The 16,544-nt window shown below is 67.2% G+C and carries 14 protein-coding genes; 12 read left to right on the top strand and 2 right to left on the bottom strand.

Annotation, left to right across the window (positions count from 1 at the left end):
* The first annotated feature begins 738 nt into the window (after positions 1-738).
* The 3 genes from mltB (at position 739) to K5L94_RS18985 (ending at position 4,470) form a co-directional block, all read left to right on the top strand.
* Entirely contained in the window at positions 739-1,884 is a 1,146-nt protein-coding gene (gene mltB, locus K5L94_RS18995) for a lytic murein transglycosylase B (protein ID WP_274511161.1), read from the top strand.
* Positions 1,881-3,149, top strand: coding sequence for a septal ring lytic transglycosylase RlpA family protein (locus K5L94_RS18990; protein ID WP_053450825.1), 1,269 nt, complete (start codon positions 1,881-1,883; stop codon positions 3,147-3,149). The genes mltB and K5L94_RS18990 overlap by 4 nt, the downstream gene beginning before the upstream one ends.
* A 100-nt stretch (positions 3,150-3,249) precedes the next feature.
* On the top strand, positions 3,250-4,470 hold the full coding sequence (locus tag K5L94_RS18985; RefSeq protein ID WP_008264856.1) for a D-alanyl-D-alanine carboxypeptidase family protein: 1,221 nt from the start codon (positions 3,250-3,252) through the stop codon (positions 4,468-4,470).
* Between the two features lie 166 nt (positions 4,471-4,636).
* On the opposite strand, the gene K5L94_RS18980 is transcribed toward K5L94_RS18985, so the two are convergent.
* Positions 4,637-5,710: a lipid A deacylase LpxR family protein gene (locus K5L94_RS18980; protein ID WP_053450824.1), complete on the bottom strand. Its 1,074-nt coding sequence runs from the start codon at positions 5,708-5,710 to the stop codon at positions 4,637-4,639.
* A 344-nt stretch (positions 5,711-6,054) separates the two neighbouring features.
* Here K5L94_RS18980 and K5L94_RS18975 point away from each other — a divergent pair, with 344 nt between their 5' ends.
* The 8 genes from K5L94_RS18975 to gnd all read left to right on the top strand — a co-directional run bounded on the left by K5L94_RS18975 (position 6,055) and on the right by gnd (position 14,642).
* Positions 6,055-7,047 (top strand): CsgG/HfaB family protein, encoded by a 993-nt coding sequence (locus tag K5L94_RS18975; RefSeq protein ID WP_008267582.1) that lies wholly within the window; start codon positions 6,055-6,057, stop codon positions 7,045-7,047.
* Between the two features lie 170 nt (positions 7,048-7,217).
* Positions 7,218-7,496 carry a YbeD family protein gene (locus K5L94_RS18970; RefSeq protein WP_005411067.1) on the top strand — a complete coding sequence of 93 codons (279 nt, stop codon included), beginning with the start codon at positions 7,218-7,220 and terminating at the stop codon, positions 7,494-7,496.
* Positions 7,484-8,194, top strand: a complete 711-nt coding sequence (lipB, locus tag K5L94_RS18965) for a lipoyl(octanoyl) transferase LipB (RefSeq protein ID WP_006470564.1) — start codon at positions 7,484-7,486, stop codon at positions 8,192-8,194. The genes K5L94_RS18970 and lipB overlap by 13 nt, the downstream gene beginning before the upstream one ends.
* An 18-nt stretch (positions 8,195-8,212) precedes the next feature.
* Complete coding sequence (lipA, locus tag K5L94_RS18960) at positions 8,213-9,223, top strand: lipoyl synthase (RefSeq protein ID WP_053450823.1); 1,011 nt, start codon at positions 8,213-8,215, stop codon at positions 9,221-9,223.
* 282 nt (positions 9,224-9,505) lie between these two features.
* On the top strand, positions 9,506-11,683 hold the full coding sequence (locus K5L94_RS18955; RefSeq protein ID WP_053450822.1) for a carboxy terminal-processing peptidase: 2,178 nt from the start codon (positions 9,506-9,508) through the stop codon (positions 11,681-11,683).
* Positions 11,684-11,870: 187 nt separating this feature from the next.
* On the top strand, positions 11,871-12,470 hold the full coding sequence (locus tag K5L94_RS18950; protein WP_049458253.1) for a DUF2242 domain-containing protein: 600 nt from the start codon (positions 11,871-11,873) through the stop codon (positions 12,468-12,470).
* A 23-nt stretch (positions 12,471-12,493) separates the two neighbouring features.
* Positions 12,494-13,726, top strand: a complete 1,233-nt coding sequence (locus K5L94_RS18945; RefSeq protein WP_187299781.1) for a hypothetical protein — start codon at positions 12,494-12,496, stop codon at positions 13,724-13,726.
* A 10-nt stretch (positions 13,727-13,736) separates the two neighbouring features.
* Positions 13,737-14,642: a phosphogluconate dehydrogenase (NAD(+)-dependent, decarboxylating) gene (gene gnd / locus K5L94_RS18940; protein ID WP_053450821.1), complete on the top strand. Its 906-nt coding sequence runs from the start codon at positions 13,737-13,739 to the stop codon at positions 14,640-14,642.
* Between the two features lie 214 nt (positions 14,643-14,856).
* Here gnd and K5L94_RS18935 read toward each other — a convergent pair whose 3' ends face one another.
* Positions 14,857-15,900 carry an oxidoreductase gene (locus tag K5L94_RS18935; RefSeq protein ID WP_180879402.1) on the bottom strand — a complete coding sequence of 348 codons (1,044 nt, stop codon included), beginning with the start codon at positions 15,898-15,900 and terminating at the stop codon, positions 14,857-14,859.
* A gap of 171 nt (positions 15,901-16,071) precedes the next feature.
* Here K5L94_RS18935 and K5L94_RS18930 point away from each other — a divergent pair, with 171 nt between their 5' ends.
* Positions 16,072-16,455, top strand: coding sequence for a BON domain-containing protein (locus tag K5L94_RS18930; RefSeq protein WP_006470382.1), 384 nt, complete (start codon positions 16,072-16,074; stop codon positions 16,453-16,455).
* The last annotated feature ends 89 nt before the right edge of the window (positions 16,456-16,544 follow it).

Genomic DNA, 16,544 nt, shown 5'->3' with positions numbered 1-16,544 from the left:
TGTAGAGCCAAGCCGTGCTCGGCTCACGAGCAAGCGCAGCGCGCGACCCGCTTTTGATCTTTTTTCTTCTCCGTGGGTGGCAGGCCACCGACATCTGTCAGAGGGCGGTCGGGTTGGGTCCGCGGGGGTGTCAGCCGCATGGATGTGGCTGCCAAGCCCCCAAGGATGGGTTCACGGCGTCCCCCGCGGACCCGACCCGACCGACCCACTCGCTGCTTCTGCTTTCTGCGACAAATCCAACCCACCCACGAGGGGCTGCGCCGTTGGCTGGAAATTTCCTGACTCTGCGCAACGCCCGTTGTGGAAGCGTTCTCACAGCAGCCCGCAGCTGCATTGCCACTGACCGAAGTCCATAAAAAATGTAATCCGGTTCACACTTTTACGCTGCGTTGATCCTGATCAATGGACTTGTCGTAATCGGCCTGCACAATGGCGGCCCGTTCGGCACGGCGCGCCGTCAATCGTTGCAGCGCGAGGGGGCGTCGGGCGGGAAGCAGTACTGATCCAACGGGTACAGGGAGCGCGGGGTACTGCCACTGGGGAGCGGCAGCCGCGCAAGGTACCGACCGGATCCGGTCGCCGGTTGCGTCTGCGGGGATGGGGGCGCAACCGGCAACCTCTATCTGAATGGGGTGGGTCGATCACGACGTCTTCACATTTCCCACTGAACGCGGGCAAATCGTTGTGATTCATGGTGTTAGGGGTTTTAATTCATCCATGACCTGCTAACCTGCGACGATGATTCGACGCACTCTGGCCTGCATGCTCACCCTCGGCCTGGTCGCCTGCGCGACCCAGCCGAAGTCCCCACCGTCTTCGCCCCAGGCCAGCAGTACGCCGCGCCAGCCCGCCAGCAAGGCCCATGGCCCGGCCGAGGCCGCGCCCGAAGCCACTGCGGCCACCGCGCCGCCGGTCGATCTCACCCCGGTGCCGTTCGAGGTCGCGCGGGCCCGCTTCATTGCCGATACCGCCAAGCGCTATGGCCTGAAGCCGGAGCAGATCAGCAGCGTGCTCGACCAGGCGCAGGTGCGCCAGCCGATCATTGCTGCCATGTCGCGCCCGGCCGAACGGGTCAAGCCGTGGAACGAGTACCGGCCGATGTTCATCAGCAAGGCGCGTATCGACGGCGGCCGCGCGTTCCTGGCGCAGCATCGCGCCGAGCTTGATCGCGTGCAGCAGCGTACCGGCGTGCCGGCCGAAGTGATCGTGGCGATCATCGGCGTGGAAACCAGTTACGGCAAGAATGCCGGCAGCCATCGCGTGCTGGATGCGCTGTACACGCTGGCGTTCTACTACCCGCGCAGCGGCGATCCGGCCAAGCTGGAACGCGAAGTGCGCCGCGAGCTGTTCTTCCGCGACGAACTGGCCAAGCTGTTCGAACTGGGCCGCGAAGAGAAGCTGGACATCACCACGCTCAAGGGCAGCTATGCCGGTGCGATGGGCATGGGCCAGTTCATGCCGTCCAGCTATCTCGATTACGCGGTGGACGGTAACGGCGATGGCCGCCGTGACCTGTTCAACAGCTATGACGACGTGTTCTCGTCCATCGCCAACTACTTCGTGAAGAAGGGCGGCTGGGTGCGTGGCGGCCAGGTCGCCGTGCCGGCCACGCTGGCGCCGGGGCGCGAGGAGTTCAACCCGACCGAGTGGATGCCCACCTGGTCGCTGGCCGACCTGGCGCAGCGTGGCTACCAGCCGAGCGCGCCGGTGAAGCCCGGTGCCACCGCTACCCCGATCACGCTTGAAGGCAGCACCGGCAAGCAGTACTGGCTGGGCTTCCAGAACTACTACGCGATCACCCGCTACAACCTCTCGAAGATGTACGCGATGGCCGTGTTCCAGTTGTCCCAGGCCATCGCCGGACAGGAGCTGCCCCCGGCATGAACATCAGATGGTTGGCCCCAGGCTTGATCGTCCTCGCGCTGGCGGCCTGCAGCAGCGCGCCGAAGAAGCCGGCCACGGCCGGCCATGGTGGCAAGTCCAGCGGCACGCTGGTGCAGGGCCGCGGATCGCGCCCGGCGCATTGCCCAGACGGTTCCCCGTACGCGGCGGCCAAGGAAGACCTGAGCACCCGCGGCAACTACACCGCCGGTGGCCTGTACAAACCGGGCGTGCGCGACAGCACGCCGGACTACATTCCCAACGTGGCCTGCATTCCCGAGCCGGAAGTGACCGCCGAGGAACGATCGGCGATCGGCAACAAGTCGCCGTACGTGGTGCTGGGCAAGTCGTACAACGTGCTTGACGACACCCGCAACTACGTCGAGCGCGGCACCGCGTCGTACTACGGCGCCAAGTTCCATGGCCGCCTGACCTCCAACCGCGAGGTCTACGACATGTACCAGTTCACCGCCGCGCACAAGACGCTGCCACTGCCCAGCTTCGCCCGCGTGACCAACCTCGACAACGGCGAGTCGGTGATCGTGCGCGTCAACGACCGGGGGCCGTTCCATGATGGCCGCGTGGTTGACCTGAGCTATGCCGCCGCCGTGCGCCTGGGCATCACCCAGCGCGGCACCGGCAATGTCGAAGTGCGCGCACTGCAGCCGGGCGAGAGCAACCTGCTGGCGCAGAAGCCGTCGCGCCGCGAGCGCCGCGCCGCCGAAGCGGCCGCCGCCACCGCCGTGGCCAGTGCACGACCGGCACCGGCGGCGCGGGTCGCCGCCGACAGCGACATCGATCGCCTGGTCCAGCGTCTGCCGGCCGACGGCATGCCTGCACGCGGCCAGCCGGCCACCACCCAGGGCGTAGCCAGCACCGCGCCGGACGTGGCGGTCAGCAGCCTGCCACCGAGTGCACTGCCGGTGCGCAGCTCCGCACCGGCACCGGTTGCGGTGGCCAGCGCGGCACCGCGTGCGGCTGCGCCGGCCCCGGTACGTTCCGCCCCGACGACACCCAGCCTGTCGCAGCAGGTGGTCGGCGCAGTGATGGTGCAGGTCGCCAGCTTCTCCAACCGCGACAACGCCAACCGCGCGATGGGCCAGCTCAATGCCGCAGGCATCGTCGGCGCCACCATCAGCGACATCGCGGCCGGTGGCCGCACCCTGTTCCGCCTGCGCGTACCCGCCAGCGACCATGCCAGTGCCGCGGAACTTGTCGGCCGCATCGCCGGTCTGGGCCTGGGTTCGCCGCAGATCGTCAAGGATTGAACCGCCCGGGCCGGTGCTGCCGGCCCGTGCTCCCCCGGCCTTACAATGGCCGTTACGTTCCACCCTCCATTCCCGGCCGTCCCCTGGAGCCTGCTGTCCAATGAATTTCCGTTCCGCCGCCACTGCCCTGGCCGCCACCCTGGTGGTGGGTCTGGCTTCCGCCCAGACGCCGCTGCCGACTCCGGCCACGCCGGCGCCTGCCGCCGCCGCTGCTGCCCCGGCCACTGTCGCCACTCCGCCGGCCCCGGCGCCGAGCGTGTCCAAGGCCTGGGTGCTGATGGACTACGCCACCGGCCAGGTGCTGGCCGGCGAAAACGTCCACGAGCAGCTGGCCCCGGCCAGCATCACCAAGGTGATGACGTCCTACGTGATCGCCGCCGAGGTCAAGAACGGCAAGGTCCGTGCGGACGACCAGGTGATGATGAGCGAGCGCGCCTGGCGCGAAGGTGGCGCCGGTACCGATGGCAGTTACAGCGGCTTCCCGGTCAACCAGACCGCACGCCTGGAAGACATGGAAAAGGGCATGGCGATCCAGTCCGGCAACGACGCCGCGATCGCCCTGGCCGAACATGTGGCCGGCAGTGAAGAAGCCTTTGCGTCGCTGATGAACAGCTACGCCGCCAAGATCGGCATGAAGGACTCGCACTTCGTCAACGCCCACGGCCTCACCGCGCAGGGCCACCACAGCACCGCCTACGACCTGGCGCTGCTGGGCCGCGCGATGGTGCGCGACTACCCGGAAACCTACGCGTACAACAAGATCAAGGAATTCCAGGTCGGCAACATCAAGCAGCCGAACCGCAACCTGCTGCTGTGGCGCGATGGCAGCGTCGACGGCATCAAGACCGGCCACACCTCCGAGGCCGGTTACTGCCTGATGAGCTCGGCCCAGCGCGGTGACCAGCGCCTGATCGCCGTGGTGCTGGGTGGCGCGTCGGAAAAGCAGCGCGCCGATGACAGCCTGGCCCTGCTGAACTGGGGCTTCCGCTTCTTCGAGACCCACCGCCTGTACGAGCCGGGCAAGGCCGTGGCCGAGCACAAGGTCTGGAAGGGCACCACCGACAAGGTGCAGCTGGGCGTGGCCCAGCCGATGCTGGTCAGCGTGCCGCGTGGCCGCTACAACGACCTGAAGCCGAGCATCGATGTGCCCAAGACCCTGGAGGCACCGTTCACCGCCGGCCAGCAGGTCGGTACCGTGAAGGTCACCCTGGATGGCAAGGTCATCGCCGAAGCACCGCTGGTGGCGGTGGCCGCCGTCGAGCAGGCCGGCTTCTTCAAGCGCCTGTGGGACAGCTTCTGGATGTGGTGGGAATCGGAATGATCCACGCCGCGGCGTGGTGAACGAAAAGGCCGGCGAAAGCCGGCCTTTTCTGTTTCGGGATGGCGGTTGCGGATGCGGGTAGTGCCGGCCGCTGGCCGGCTCCTCATCAATCCATCCGGATATGCCAGCAGCCGGCCAGCGGCCGGCACTACCATCGGCCCCTCGCTTACAGCGAGCGGCTGATGGTGAAGCTGCCGAACACCGGGGCCTCGCGCTGGCCGTAGAACTCGCGGGTGCTGTGGTAGCGCGCCACCGCGAACTTCCAGCGGCCATGGGTCAGCGCCATGCCGTAGCCGCCCTGGGCGACCACGTGGCGCTTATCGACGCTGTGGCTGCTGCGGAACGTGTTGCCGTCCAGGGTGATGTCGCGGATTACCCAGGCCGCGTCGGTGGTGACGAACATGTGCCACGACCAGCCGCTGGGACGGCCGCCACGCGTCGGCGCGGTGTTCTCGCCGGCCGGACGCAGCGGCGTGCTGCCGAAATCATCGGGCAGCTTCCAGCCGAAACGTACTTCGCCACCGGCATTGGCCTTGGTCTCCAGGTTGCCGATCGCACCGCCGTAGTGGCTGATCGCATCCCAGCCCCAGCCGCCGGCATTGACGCTGGCATCGGCCGGCCAGCGGCGCATGCGCTCGTGGGTCAGCATGAACAGCGGTTCGTTGTGCAGCTGGTTGTCCCAGCCTTCGAACTTCTTGTCATTGAGGATGTCGTGCACCGCATCCTGCACCTGCTTGCCCTGTGCCCATGGACCGACCACGCCCAGCGTCAGCTGGGTGGTCTGCAGGCGGTCGCCGCTGCGCGCGTTGAAGCCGAAGCTGGCGATCAGCACGCCGGCATACGGTCGATCATCCTTGATCAGGTCGCGGCGGGCCGGATCGGTCGGGGTGAAAATGCCCTGGCCGATACTGAAGATCATGTTCTGCTGCTCGAACCTGCCCGGGTGCAGGCCTTCCAGGTACTGGTTCACCCAGCGCGCCATCCGGGGCAGGCAGGGGTCATCGGTGTAGTCGACCAGGTTCGGCGAGACCAGGGTCAGCTGGGCGCCGTTGGTGTAGCCCTGGTCCTGGTGGCGGCCACCGAACAGGTCGTTGTCGACGCGGATGTTGACCTGGGGCGGGTGGTCGCGCATCGCATCCGGGCCGCATCGTTCGGCGGCCTGGGCGGCAAGGGGGAGGGCAGCGGCAAGCAGGCCGGACAGCCCGAGGGCTGCAACGCGGGGGTGGGAAGGGGGGCTCATCGGGGCGCGGGTTCTTTTGTCGATTTCAGCCGCGACACGGTACCCCCAGGTGGTCGCCAAAACGACCACATGGCGCTCACTTGTCTGTTCCGAAAACAACATTGTCCAACCGACACAATGTGATACGTGGAGTCGGGGCGGGCCCGCCGGCGGGCGCCATCACCCGGGTTGGCCAAATCTGTCGTGATCTGCACTTTCCAGTCAGCTGCGGTTGTGGTTGGGTCCCTGCATGCCCTATCCTCTGCGCCGGCGCCTGGGGAGGCGCCACCAAAGGATTCAGGTCCCAGACCCTTTCTCAACCCATGGATTGTGCTTCGCCGTTGGCGAAGTGCTGGATGACTCATATGAACAAATCGAATTCGCTCGCCCCCGTGCTGGCCTGCGCGCTGCTGGGTGCCGGCCTGTTGGGCGTCAGTGCCCCGGCGTCGGCCGGTCTGCGCGACAGCTTCGCCAACAGCCGCACCTCTGCCCAGGAGCAGAGCAAGAAGGGCCAGGCCGAGATTCCGGTCTGCACCAAGCCGCTGGGTTCCATCTCGGTGATCGAGCCGGAAGACGTGGTGAACTGGTGGACCGGCCAGCAGCTGCCGGCGCCTTCGAAGCTGATCAAGGTCTTCGTCAACAAGTCCAAGTGCTTCACCCTGGTGGACCGTGGCGTCGGCATGGCCGCTGCCCAGGCCGAGCGTGCGCTGGCCAGCGAAGGCCAGCTGCGCGGCCGCTCCAACATCGGCAAGGGCCAGATCCGCGCCGCCGACTACGTGCTGGTGCCGGACCTGATCTCGCAGAACAGCAATGCCGGCGGCAACGCCATCGGTGGCCTGCTGGGCGGCCTGATCGGCGGCAAGGCCGGTGCGGTGGTCAGCGGCCTGAACTTCCGCAGCAAGACCGCGGACGTGACCCTCACCCTCACCGACGTGCGCTCCTCCGAGCAGGTGGCCATCGTCGAGGGCAACTCGAAGAAGACCGACCTGGGCTGGGGCGCCGGTGGCGGCCTGTTCGGCGGCGGCGGCATCGGCGCGATGGGCGTGGGTGGCTATGCCAACACCGAAATCGGCCAGGTGATCACCCTGGCCTACCTGCAGGCCTACACCAACATGGTGGCCGAGCTGGGCGGCCTGCCGGCCAATGCCTCGGCGGCCAATTCCGGCCAGGCAGTGACCATGCTCAAGGCTGGTCGCCTGCTGGCCAATGCCAAGGGCACCGGTGCGCCGGTGCGCTCGCTGGAGCCGGGCATGCTGCTGTACCCCACCGGCGTCAAGGAAGGCACCATGTGGGAAGTGGAAGACGAAATGGGCAACAAGGGCTGGGTCAACTCCACCCTGATGGAAACGGCCAAGTAAGCCGCCTGCGTGCCGGCCCCGCGCCGGCACGCGCCGCCTGCCGGGGCCGGCCTTCGTGGACGGCCCTGCCAGGGGCGCGGCCCCGCTGCAACGCAGCGGCTCGCCGGTGCCGCCTTTGACTTTGATGAATACTCTTGGGTTTGTTGCCCTGCGGCCCGATAATGGGGGGCATGGAAATCAAGTCCGACAACCCCGACCACGGCTTCCAGTTCCCCGGCCAGTTCGAGCTCAGCGCGATGGGCCCGGCCAACCGCGGCCTGGAACATGAGCTTCCCCGCCTGCTGCTGGCGGCCGGCATTGATGTCGTCAATGAACGCATCAGCTGGAAACACTCAAGCAACGGCAAGTACGTGTCCGTCCGCATCGTGTTCAAGGCCGAGAGCCGCGAACAGTACGACCTGGCGCACCAGGCGCTGCGCGACCACCCGGAAGTGAAGTGGACGCTGTAGCCGACAGCTGCCCGGCCGAAGCCGCCCCGGAAGACCGCGCGCCGCGCCCGGCGGTGGTCCGTGACCTCGGCCGCCAGGCATACGAGCCGGTGTGGCGTGCCATGCAGCGCTTCACCGACCAGCGCAGCGACGCCGACGCCGACGAGCTGTGGGTGGTCGAGCACGACCCGGTGTTCACCCTGGGCCAGGCCGGCAAGGACGAGCACGTGCTGGCGCCGGGCGAGATCCCGGTGCTGCACGTGGACCGCGGCGGCCAGGTGACCTATCACGGCCCCGGCCAGATCGTGGTCTACCCGCTGTTGCGCCTGCCGCGGCTGGGCATTGGTGTGCGCGACTATGTCTGCCGCATCGAGCAGGCCCTCATCGATACCCTGGCCGAGTGGAACATCGGTGCCGAACGCCGCGAGGGCGCCCCGGGCGTCTACGTCGGCGGCGCCAAGATCGCCGCGCTCGGCATCCGCGTGCGCCGCGGCTGCACCTTCCATGGCCTGGCCTTCAACGTGTCCATGGACCTGGAACCCTTCCACCGCATCAACCCCTGTGGCTATCAGGGGTTGCAGGTGACATCGGTAGTAGACTTGGGCGGGCCCTCCGGGATGGAGGCCGTCAAGCCGGTGCTGCTGGACCACCTGGCCCGCCAGTTCGGCCTGCTGCTGCAGCACACGCCCGAACTGCCCGATCTTTCTGCGGCCGCCTGACCGCCCCCCGGAACTGCCATGACTGAAACCACCGCCCGTTCCATTCCCCTGCAGATCGTGCAGGGCGACTCTCCGTCCGCCGCGCCGTTGCAGGCCGGGGTCAAGCAGCTGGGCGGTGACAAGATCAACCGCTCGCCGGTGCAGTTCGCCGATGCGCCGGTGCTGCGCAAGCCGTCCTGGATCCGCGTGCGCATTCCTTCGGGCAATGCCGTGCAGAACCTGAAGGCCAAGCTGCGCGAGAACCGCCTGGTGACCGTGTGCGAGGAAGCCAGCTGCCCGAACATCCACGAATGCTTCGGCCACGGCACGGCCACCTTCATGATTCTCGGCGAGGTCTGCACCCGCCGCTGCTCGTTCTGCGACGTGGCCCACGGCCGCCCCAAGCCGCCGGATGCCAACGAGCCGGCCAGCCTGGGCCAGACCGTGGCCGACATGGGCCTGAAGTACGTGGTGGTGACCAGTGTCGATCGCGATGACCTGCGCGACGGCGGTGCCCAGCATTTCGTCGACTGCATCACCGCCATCCGCGAGAAGTCGCCGGGTACCCGCATTGAAGTGCTGACCCCCGATTTCCGCGGCAAGGGCCGCATGGAGCGCGCGCTGGAGATCCTGGCGCAGAACCCGCCGGATGTGTTCAACCACAACATCGAGACCGTGCCGGACCTGTACCGCAACGTGCGCCCGGGCGCCGATTACCAGTGGTCGCTGAACCTGCTGAAGAACTTCAAGGCGCAGCACCCGGAGGTGCCGACCAAGAGCGGCATCATGCTGGGCCTGGGCGAGGAGTTCGAGCAGATCAAGGCCACCATGCGTGACCTGCGCGCGCATGACGTGGACATGATCACCATCGGCCAGTACCTGCAGCCGACCGCGCACCACCACCCGGTGCTGAAGTACTGGACCCCCGAGGACTACAAGGCGCTGGAAGACTACGGCTACGAGCTGGGCTTCAGCCACGTGGCGTCCGGCCCGATGGTGCGCTCGTCGTACCACGCCGACGTGCAGGCCAAGGGCGCAGGGGTCTCCTGACGACCCAGGCGGGCGCGGCCCGCCGCCTTCGGTGGGTGCGAACCTTGGTTCGCACGCCTTTGCCTGCTGTAGAGCCGAGCCCATGCTCGGCTGCTTGCTGGTGGCCTGCCGAGCAAGGGCTCGGTCCCGCCTTCGCCTGCATTCACAATTTGCTACACCGGCCCCGCTAGGCTGGTTTTCCACCGAGCGCGGCTGGGTGACAAACCCGGCAACTTTCGGCACTGTCGTGGTGTCTGAACACCCTGCAGTCTCCCCCTTGGCAAGGCGCCTTCGAGCACGTCAATGAAATTCAAAGCCCCCGCATTCCTGATGGCCCTGGCGCTGGTCGCGCCGCTGGCGCTGGCGGCCAAGGCCGACTCGCCTGCATTGCCCGCGGCGGCCACCGCCGATCAGGTGACCACCTCCAAGCTGGTGTACGGCCTGTTGTCCGACAGCCGCTACGCGTACCGCCCGCGCGCGCTGGACGAGGCCACCTCCAAGGACGTGTTCAAGCGCTACCTGGAGACGCTGGACGGCGGCAAGCAGTACTTCACCCAGGCCGACGTGGCGCGCTTCGCGCCGTTCGAAGCCAATATCTCTTCGGCCATCCGTGGCGGCGAGCTGGAGCCGGCGTTCCAGGTGTTCGCCGTCTACAAGCAGCGCGTGGGCGAGCGCGTGGCCTACGCGCGCAGGCTGCTCAAGCAGGAGCCGGACTTCACCACCGACGAGCGTTTCGAATACGACCGCAAGAAGGTGCCGTGGGCGGCCAGCAGCGCCGAGCTGGATGAGCTGTGGCGCAAGTCGGTCAAGAACGACTGGCTGCGCCTGAAGCTGGCCGGCAAGAAGCCGGACGATATCCGCAAGACGCTGGACAAGCGCTATGCCACGCTGGAGAAGTCGGTCAATGAACTGAAGGGCGAAGACGTCTTCCAGTTCTTCATGAACTCGTACACCAGCGCGGTTGATCCGCACACTGATTACTTCACCCCGCGCACCGCCGAGAACTTCAACCAGGCGATGTCGCTGTCGCTGGAAGGCATCGGCGCACAGCTGCAGCGCCAGGACGACGTGGTGGTGATCCGCGAGATCATCGCCGGTGGCCCGGCAGCGGTCGACGGCACGCTGAAGCCGGGTGACCGCATCGTCGGCGTCGGCCAGGGCAAATCCGGCCTGGTCGAGGACGTGATCGGCTGGCGCATCGATGATGTCGTGGCCAAGATCCGCGGCGCCAAGGACACCCAGGTCAAGCTGGAATTCATTCCGGCCGCGGAAGGTGCCGACGGCAAGCACCACACCCTGGTGCTGACCCGGCAGAAGGTGCGCCTGGCCGAACAGGCCGCCAAGGGCGAGACCATGACCATTCCGGCCGCCAACGGTGAACCGGCACGGAAGGTCGGCGTGATCAAGCTGCCGACCTTCTACCAGGACTTCGAAGGCCGTCGCCGCAATGCCGCCGACTACGCCTCGGCCACCCGCGACGTGGCCAAGCTGCTGGCCGGTTTCAAGAACGACAAACTGGACGGCGTGGTGCTGGACCTGCGCAACAACGGCGGTGGTTCGCTGGATGAAGCGATCGAACTGACCGGCCTGTTCATCGAGCAGGGCCCGGTGGTGCAGGTGCGCGAGTCCGGTGGCCGCGTCACCGTCAACAGCGACCGCAACCAGGGCGTGGCCTGGGACGGCCCGCTGGCAGTGCTGATCAACCGCGGTTCGGCCTCGGCCTCGGAAATCTTTGCCGGCGCCATCCAGGACTACGGTCGTGGCCTGGTGATCGGTGAAACCAGCTTCGGCAAGGGCACCGTGCAGAACATCGTCGACCTCGACCGTTGGCCGAGCGGCGAAACGCAGCGCTTCGGCCAGGTCAAGCTGACCATCGCCCAGTTCTTCCGCATCAGCGGCAGCAGCACCCAGCACAAGGGCGTGGTGCCGGACCTGGCCTTCCCGGCCAGCGTCGATGCCACCGAGTTCGGCGAAAGCACCTACGACAACGCATTGCCGTGGACCCGCATCGCTGCCGTGCCGCACACCCAGTACGGCAACTTCGCACCGCTGCTGCCGAAGCTGGAAACCCGCCACGACGCGCGCATCGCCACCGACAAGGAATTCCAGTGGTGGAACGAGGACGTGCAGCAGTTCCGCACCGAGGCAGCGAAGAAGTACATCTCGCTCAACGAGGCGACCCGCCGCGCCGAACGCGAGCGCCAGGATGCCCAGCGCAAGGAACGCCAGGTGCAGCGCAAGGAACTGGGCCTGGCCCTGGACCCGCTGGCCGATGACAGCAGCGACGACGGCCTGACCGGCAACGAGCGCGACATCGTCAAGGATGCGGCGCGCGAGAAGGCGGCCGAGAAGCGTCCGGACCCGCTGCTGCGCGAGTCGGCCTCGATCCTGGCCGATGCGGTGAACCTGCTGGCCAACGACCGCCCGCTGTCGGCGCAGGTGCTGCCGCAGTCCACCGGCGCCGGCCGCTGGGCCGACTGATCCGCCAGCCCGCTTGAAAAGGGGACGGAGGGGATTAAGTCGTTTGTGGCACAAACGACTTAATCCCCTCCGTCCCCTTTTTTGTGCATGAACAGGCCGCAACGGCGGGGGCGGGCAGGAGTACTTTCGACCTGCCGCACACGGCTGCGGGACTACCCTTGGCGGTACCGTCCTCGCAGGAGTACCCATGCGGGCCTCCCGTCTTACCAGCGCTGCCGTGGCCCTCAGCAGCGCCCTGATCCTGTCGGCCTGTGGTGGCCGTGCCGCCGACAGCACCCTGCTGCGTGAATCCTTTGATTCCGGCGACACCTTCTCGCGCACCGTCGATGGCCGTCCCGGTGATGCCTGCGAAGCGGCGCGGCGGACCCTGCTCAGCCAGGGCTATGCCATTGCCCGCTCGGACGAGGCACAGGTGGAGGGCAACAAGAATTTCCAGCCCCGCGACGACGATCACGAGCAGCTGGTGCTGCGCATCTCCTGTGCGCCGCGTGGCAGCCAGACGCTGGTGTTCGTCAGCGCGGTGCAGGACCGCTATGCGCTGAAGAAGAGCCCGACGTCGGCCAGCGTGGGCGTGGGTGCACTGGGCTCGGTGTCGCTGCCGTTCGGCAGCAACGATGATTCGCTGGTGAAAGTCGCCAGCAGCACAGTCACCGATGCGGAGTTCTATCGTCGTTTCTTCCAGCGCCTGCAGCAGTACCTGCCTGCGGACGCAGCCACGCCCGCGCCGCCTGCTTCGCCCGTACCTGCGACTCCGGAACCTGCACCGGCCAGCACGGACCAGGGGTGAGCGTGCGCGGCAGGTTGATCGGCATGGCCCTGCTGCTGGTGCCCGTGCTGGGGACGGCGGCCACGCCCGTGGACTGCACGCAGGGCCTGCTGCAGCGGCTGGGCTGGCGCTTCGAAGAGGCGGCGGTGACCACGCCGCAGGTGCACGGCGGTGCCGTGTGCACGCGCGCCACGTTGGCCGAGGCGCAGGCGGCGGGCGATCTACGCGTGCAGTGGCCGGCCGCAATGCCCGCTGCGGCCCGACAGGCACAACTGCGGCAACTGCTGGACAACCCGGCCACGGTCTGCGCCTATGCGTTCGAGCTGGGGGCCGCCACGCAGCGTGCGGCGACCGCATTGCAGGACAATCCGACGTTCCGCTTCTCCGGTCCGCAGCTGGGCTGGATCGGTTTCGGCGTGAAGGGTGCCGGGGCGCAGGGCTGGCAGCGCACGCGCAGTTTCGGCCGCGGTTACGTACCCAGCGCCGGCAACAGCCGTGCATTGCAGACGTTCTACAGCGGCAGCGTGCGTGCCGAATGTGGCGTCGGCCGTCAGGTCGCGCAGCTGGCCACGCAACGCGAACTGTATGGCGATGCTGCGTTCGATACCGAGTTCAAGCCCGCGGAACTGTCGATTGGCACGTTCCTGGCGCTGCATGACACCGACAGCATCCTGCTGGGTGCAAGCGCAGGTGATTTCTTCGCCGATGGCAAGGCCGTGCGCACATCGATGATGGGGCGGCAGGCGTTCGTTGGTGTGCCGGGTTTCATCGAACATGTGTACGACAAGGGCACGCTGGACGATCTGAGCAACCAGGCCGAGAACTTCGTGGTGGTCGAGGTGGGCGAGGGCGCTGCGCAGGCGCTGGCCCTGCACGGCGGGCTGGCCTGGTACGACCAGCGTAATGCCGAGTTGTGGAAGCTCGCGCAGGACATCCCGCGCATCGGCCAGCGCTACTTCGAGCGCCTGCTGTTCGAGCGCGACCCGGACCTGCGCGCACGGCTGGAACCGCGCTACCACGACACGCTGGCACGCATGGACCAGCTGCTGGACGATCCGTTCTACCAGCAGTTCGTGATCTATGTGCACCCGCGCGGTATACGTCCCGTCGGCTACCACGTCGCCCGCCTGCTTGATCGCAACCCACGAACGCCGTTTTCGATCGACCTGGCGGTGCACAATCTGCATACCACGCTCTACCGGCGTTGGCGCGAGGCGCAGCTGCGCCACTGCGCGGCTACCGGCAGGCCAGGCAGCCTGACCCTAGACCCCAACTGAAGGTGAAACAATGGATATTGCAATGATCGGCCTCGGCCGCATGGGCGCCAACATGGCCCAGCGCCTGCATCGCGGCGGCCACCGCGTGGTCGGCTACGACCCGGGCGAAGGCGCCCGCCAGCGCGCCGCCGAGGCCGGCCTGGAAGTGGTGGATTCGCTGGCAGCTGCCGTCGCCGCGCTGCCGGTGCCGCGCGTGGTGTGGCTGATGGTGCCGGCCGGCGAAACCGTCGACCAGACCCTGGGCCAGCTGACCCCGCACCTGGCCGAGGGTGACATCGTCATCGACGGTGGCAACTCCAACTACCAGGACTCGATCCGTCGCGCCAAGGCGTTGGCCGAAGACGATCTGGGCTACGTCGACTGCGGCACCAGCGGTGGCGTGTGGGGCCTGCAGGAAGGCTACAGCCTGATGGTCGGCGGCGACGCCCCGGTGGTGGAGCAGATCGCCCCGTTGCTGCGCACGCTGGCACCGGCCGAGGATCGCGGCTGGGCCCGTGTCGGTCCCTCCGGTGCCGGCCATTTCACCAAGATGGTCCACAACGGCATCGAGTACGGAATGATGCAGGCCTACGCCGAAGGCTTCGCGCTGATGGAGCGCAAGCAGGAGATGGAACTGGACCTGGCCCAGGTGGCGGAGGTGTGGCGCCATGGCAGCGTGGTGCGTTCGTGGCTGCTGGACCTGAGCACCGAAGCGCTCAAGCGCAATCCGTCGTTGGACGGCATCGCCCCGTACGTCGAGGATTCGGGTGAAGGCCGCTGGACCGTGGCCGAAGCGATTGCCTTGGACGTGCCGGCCCCGGTAATCACGCTGTCGCTGCTGGAACGCCTGCGTTCACGCGAATCCAATTCGTTCACCGACCGTCTGCTGTCGGCGATGCGCAATGAATTCGGCGGCCACGCCATCAAGAAGTCATAACAGAGAAAACGCATGACCACGCGATCCACGCATGGCGTGGATCCGTGTCGACCAAGGTCGACACCTACCGTCGGGCGCGGAAAACTGTCGAAGCTCCCAGGGATGGGTTTACGGCGTCCCCCGCAACCGGACCCACCCTGCCATCCCACGGATAGCTTGCTTTTGACGTTGACGTTGACGTTGATTCGGCAGGTGCAGGGCGCAGCCCTGCCGATCACCCCAACGCGATTCGCCGCCCTTCGCGCGCACTGTCCATCCCGGCCTGCAGCAACCGCATCAGCTGCAGCGCTTGCGCCGCACTGACCGTCGCTTCACCATCACCGTGCATCGCCGCCGCGAACTGTGCATACAGCCGCCGGTAATCGCCGGGCAGGTTGTCGACGGTGCTGCGCTGCACGTTGTCCTCGGCATCGCAGCGCAGCAGCTCGCCATGCCGCGGATCGATGCCCCAGCCCGGCGCACCCGGTGCAACACCGCGGCGCAGCTGCGCCTCCTGCACATCCAGGCCGTGCTTGATCCAGCTGCCCGTGCTGCCATGCACACTGAAGTGCGGTGTGGGTGCCGCCACCAGCGAACCGGCATGCACGATCGCGCGATGCCGTGGGTAGTGCAGCACCGCGTGGAAGTAATCGATGCCGCTGCCGCCTTCGCGCTGCACCGCCAGATCGGCGTCGATGGCCTCGGGCCAGCCGAACAGCACCAGCATCTGGTCCAGCAGGTGCGGGCCCAGGTCGTACCACACGCCGCTTCCAGGGCCATCCTGTTCGCGCCAGCGCTCGCGTACCTGCGGCCGGTAGCGGTCGAAATGCGCATGGCACTCGGCCACGTCACCAAGCGCACCCTCCGCCAACAGCGCCTGCAGGGTGAGGAAGTCGGCATCGAAGCGCCGGTTCTGGAACACGGTCGCGATGCGTCCGGCATCGCGCGCCGCGGCCAGTATCGCTTCGGCTTCGGTGACGTCGAGCGCGAATGGCTTGTCGACCAGCACATGCTTGCCCGCCGCCAGTGCGGCGATCGCCAACGGCGCGTGCTGTTCGTTGGGCGTGGCAATCACCACCGCATCCACCGCCGGATCGTCGAAGACCTGCTGTGGCGTGGCCCGCACGTGCACGTTGCTGAACGTACGCAGGAGCGTGTCGCGCTGCGAACTGACCACACTGTGCAGCACCAGCCCGGGCGTGTGCTGGATCAGCGGCGCATGGAAGACCCGGCCGGCGAGGCCGTAGCCGATCAGGGCCAGTTGCAGGTCGGGGCGCATCGCACAGCTCCGGCAGAGGGAAAGGGCAGGGTAAACGACCGGCGATCAGCGTCCAAAACTGAACCGTTGCCGTTGGAAACGCTTCGATTCACAGCGGCATGACTGCAACGCCACGCCTGCTCCACGGCGGCGTGTCCAGACTGGCAGCACATCCCGAAGGAGTACGACACGATGAGCAATACCACCCGCACGCTGATTGCTTCTGCCCTGACCCTGGGCCTGGCGCTGTCCTCCTCGGCCGCCTTCGCCAAGGACCCGGCCGCGAAGAGCCCGCCGACCAGCACCCATCCGGCAACCCATGCCGATCGCCATGACTCCAACGAGCCAGTGACCGATACCTGGATCACCACCAAGGTGAAGGCCGACCTGCTGGCCAGCAGCAACGTTCCGGGCACTGAAATCAAGGTGGAAACCGTGAACGGCGTGGTCAGCCTGAGCGGCGCCGTGGCGACCCAGGCCGAGAAGGACAAGGCGGTCACCACTGCCAAGGGCATCAAGGGCGTGACCCGCGTCGATGCCGCAGCACTCAAGGTCAGCGCCGCTGCCAAGCGCTGAACCTGGTGGGCGCCCCAGCTGGGGCGCCCAGCGGATTCTTTGGAGCCGGGCCCTGCTCGGCGCCACCAAGAAGGGGACGCCCCCTACCC

Origin of the sequence: Stenotrophomonas forensis, assembly GCF_028752115.1 — a bacterium.
Taxonomy (GTDB): domain Bacteria; phylum Pseudomonadota; class Gammaproteobacteria; order Xanthomonadales; family Xanthomonadaceae; genus Stenotrophomonas; species Stenotrophomonas forensis.
This window is presented reverse-complemented; position numbering and strand designations above follow the sequence as displayed.

Bases quoted from the DNA above. Each gene is read 5' to 3' on its own strand.
- mltB (WP_274511161.1), top strand. From the start codon at position 739: ATGATTCGACGCACTCTGGCCTGCATGCTCACCCTCGGCCTGGTCGCC.
- K5L94_RS18990 (WP_053450825.1), top strand. From the start codon at position 1,881: ATGAACATCAGATGGTTGGCCCCAGGCTTGATCGTCCTCGCGCTGGCG.
- K5L94_RS18985 (WP_008264856.1), top strand. From the start codon at position 3,250: ATGAATTTCCGTTCCGCCGCCACTGCCCTGGCCGCCACCCTGGTGGTG.
- K5L94_RS18980 (WP_053450824.1), bottom strand. From the start codon at position 5,710: ATGAGCCCCCCTTCCCACCCCCGCGTTGCAGCCCTCGGGCTGTCCGGC.
- K5L94_RS18975 (WP_008267582.1), top strand. From the start codon at position 6,055: ATGAACAAATCGAATTCGCTCGCCCCCGTGCTGGCCTGCGCGCTGCTG.
- K5L94_RS18970 (WP_005411067.1), top strand. From the start codon at position 7,218: ATGGAAATCAAGTCCGACAACCCCGACCACGGCTTCCAGTTCCCCGGC.
- lipA (WP_053450823.1), top strand. From the start codon at position 8,213: ATGACTGAAACCACCGCCCGTTCCATTCCCCTGCAGATCGTGCAGGGC.
- K5L94_RS18955 (WP_053450822.1), top strand. From the start codon at position 9,506: ATGAAATTCAAAGCCCCCGCATTCCTGATGGCCCTGGCGCTGGTCGCG.
- K5L94_RS18950 (WP_049458253.1), top strand. From the start codon at position 11,871: ATGCGGGCCTCCCGTCTTACCAGCGCTGCCGTGGCCCTCAGCAGCGCC.
- K5L94_RS18945 (WP_187299781.1), top strand. From the start codon at position 12,494: ATGGCCCTGCTGCTGGTGCCCGTGCTGGGGACGGCGGCCACGCCCGTG.
- gnd (WP_053450821.1), top strand. From the start codon at position 13,737: ATGGATATTGCAATGATCGGCCTCGGCCGCATGGGCGCCAACATGGCC.
- K5L94_RS18935 (WP_180879402.1), bottom strand. From the start codon at position 15,900: ATGCGCCCCGACCTGCAACTGGCCCTGATCGGCTACGGCCTCGCCGGC.
- K5L94_RS18930 (WP_006470382.1), top strand. From the start codon at position 16,072: ATGAGCAATACCACCCGCACGCTGATTGCTTCTGCCCTGACCCTGGGC.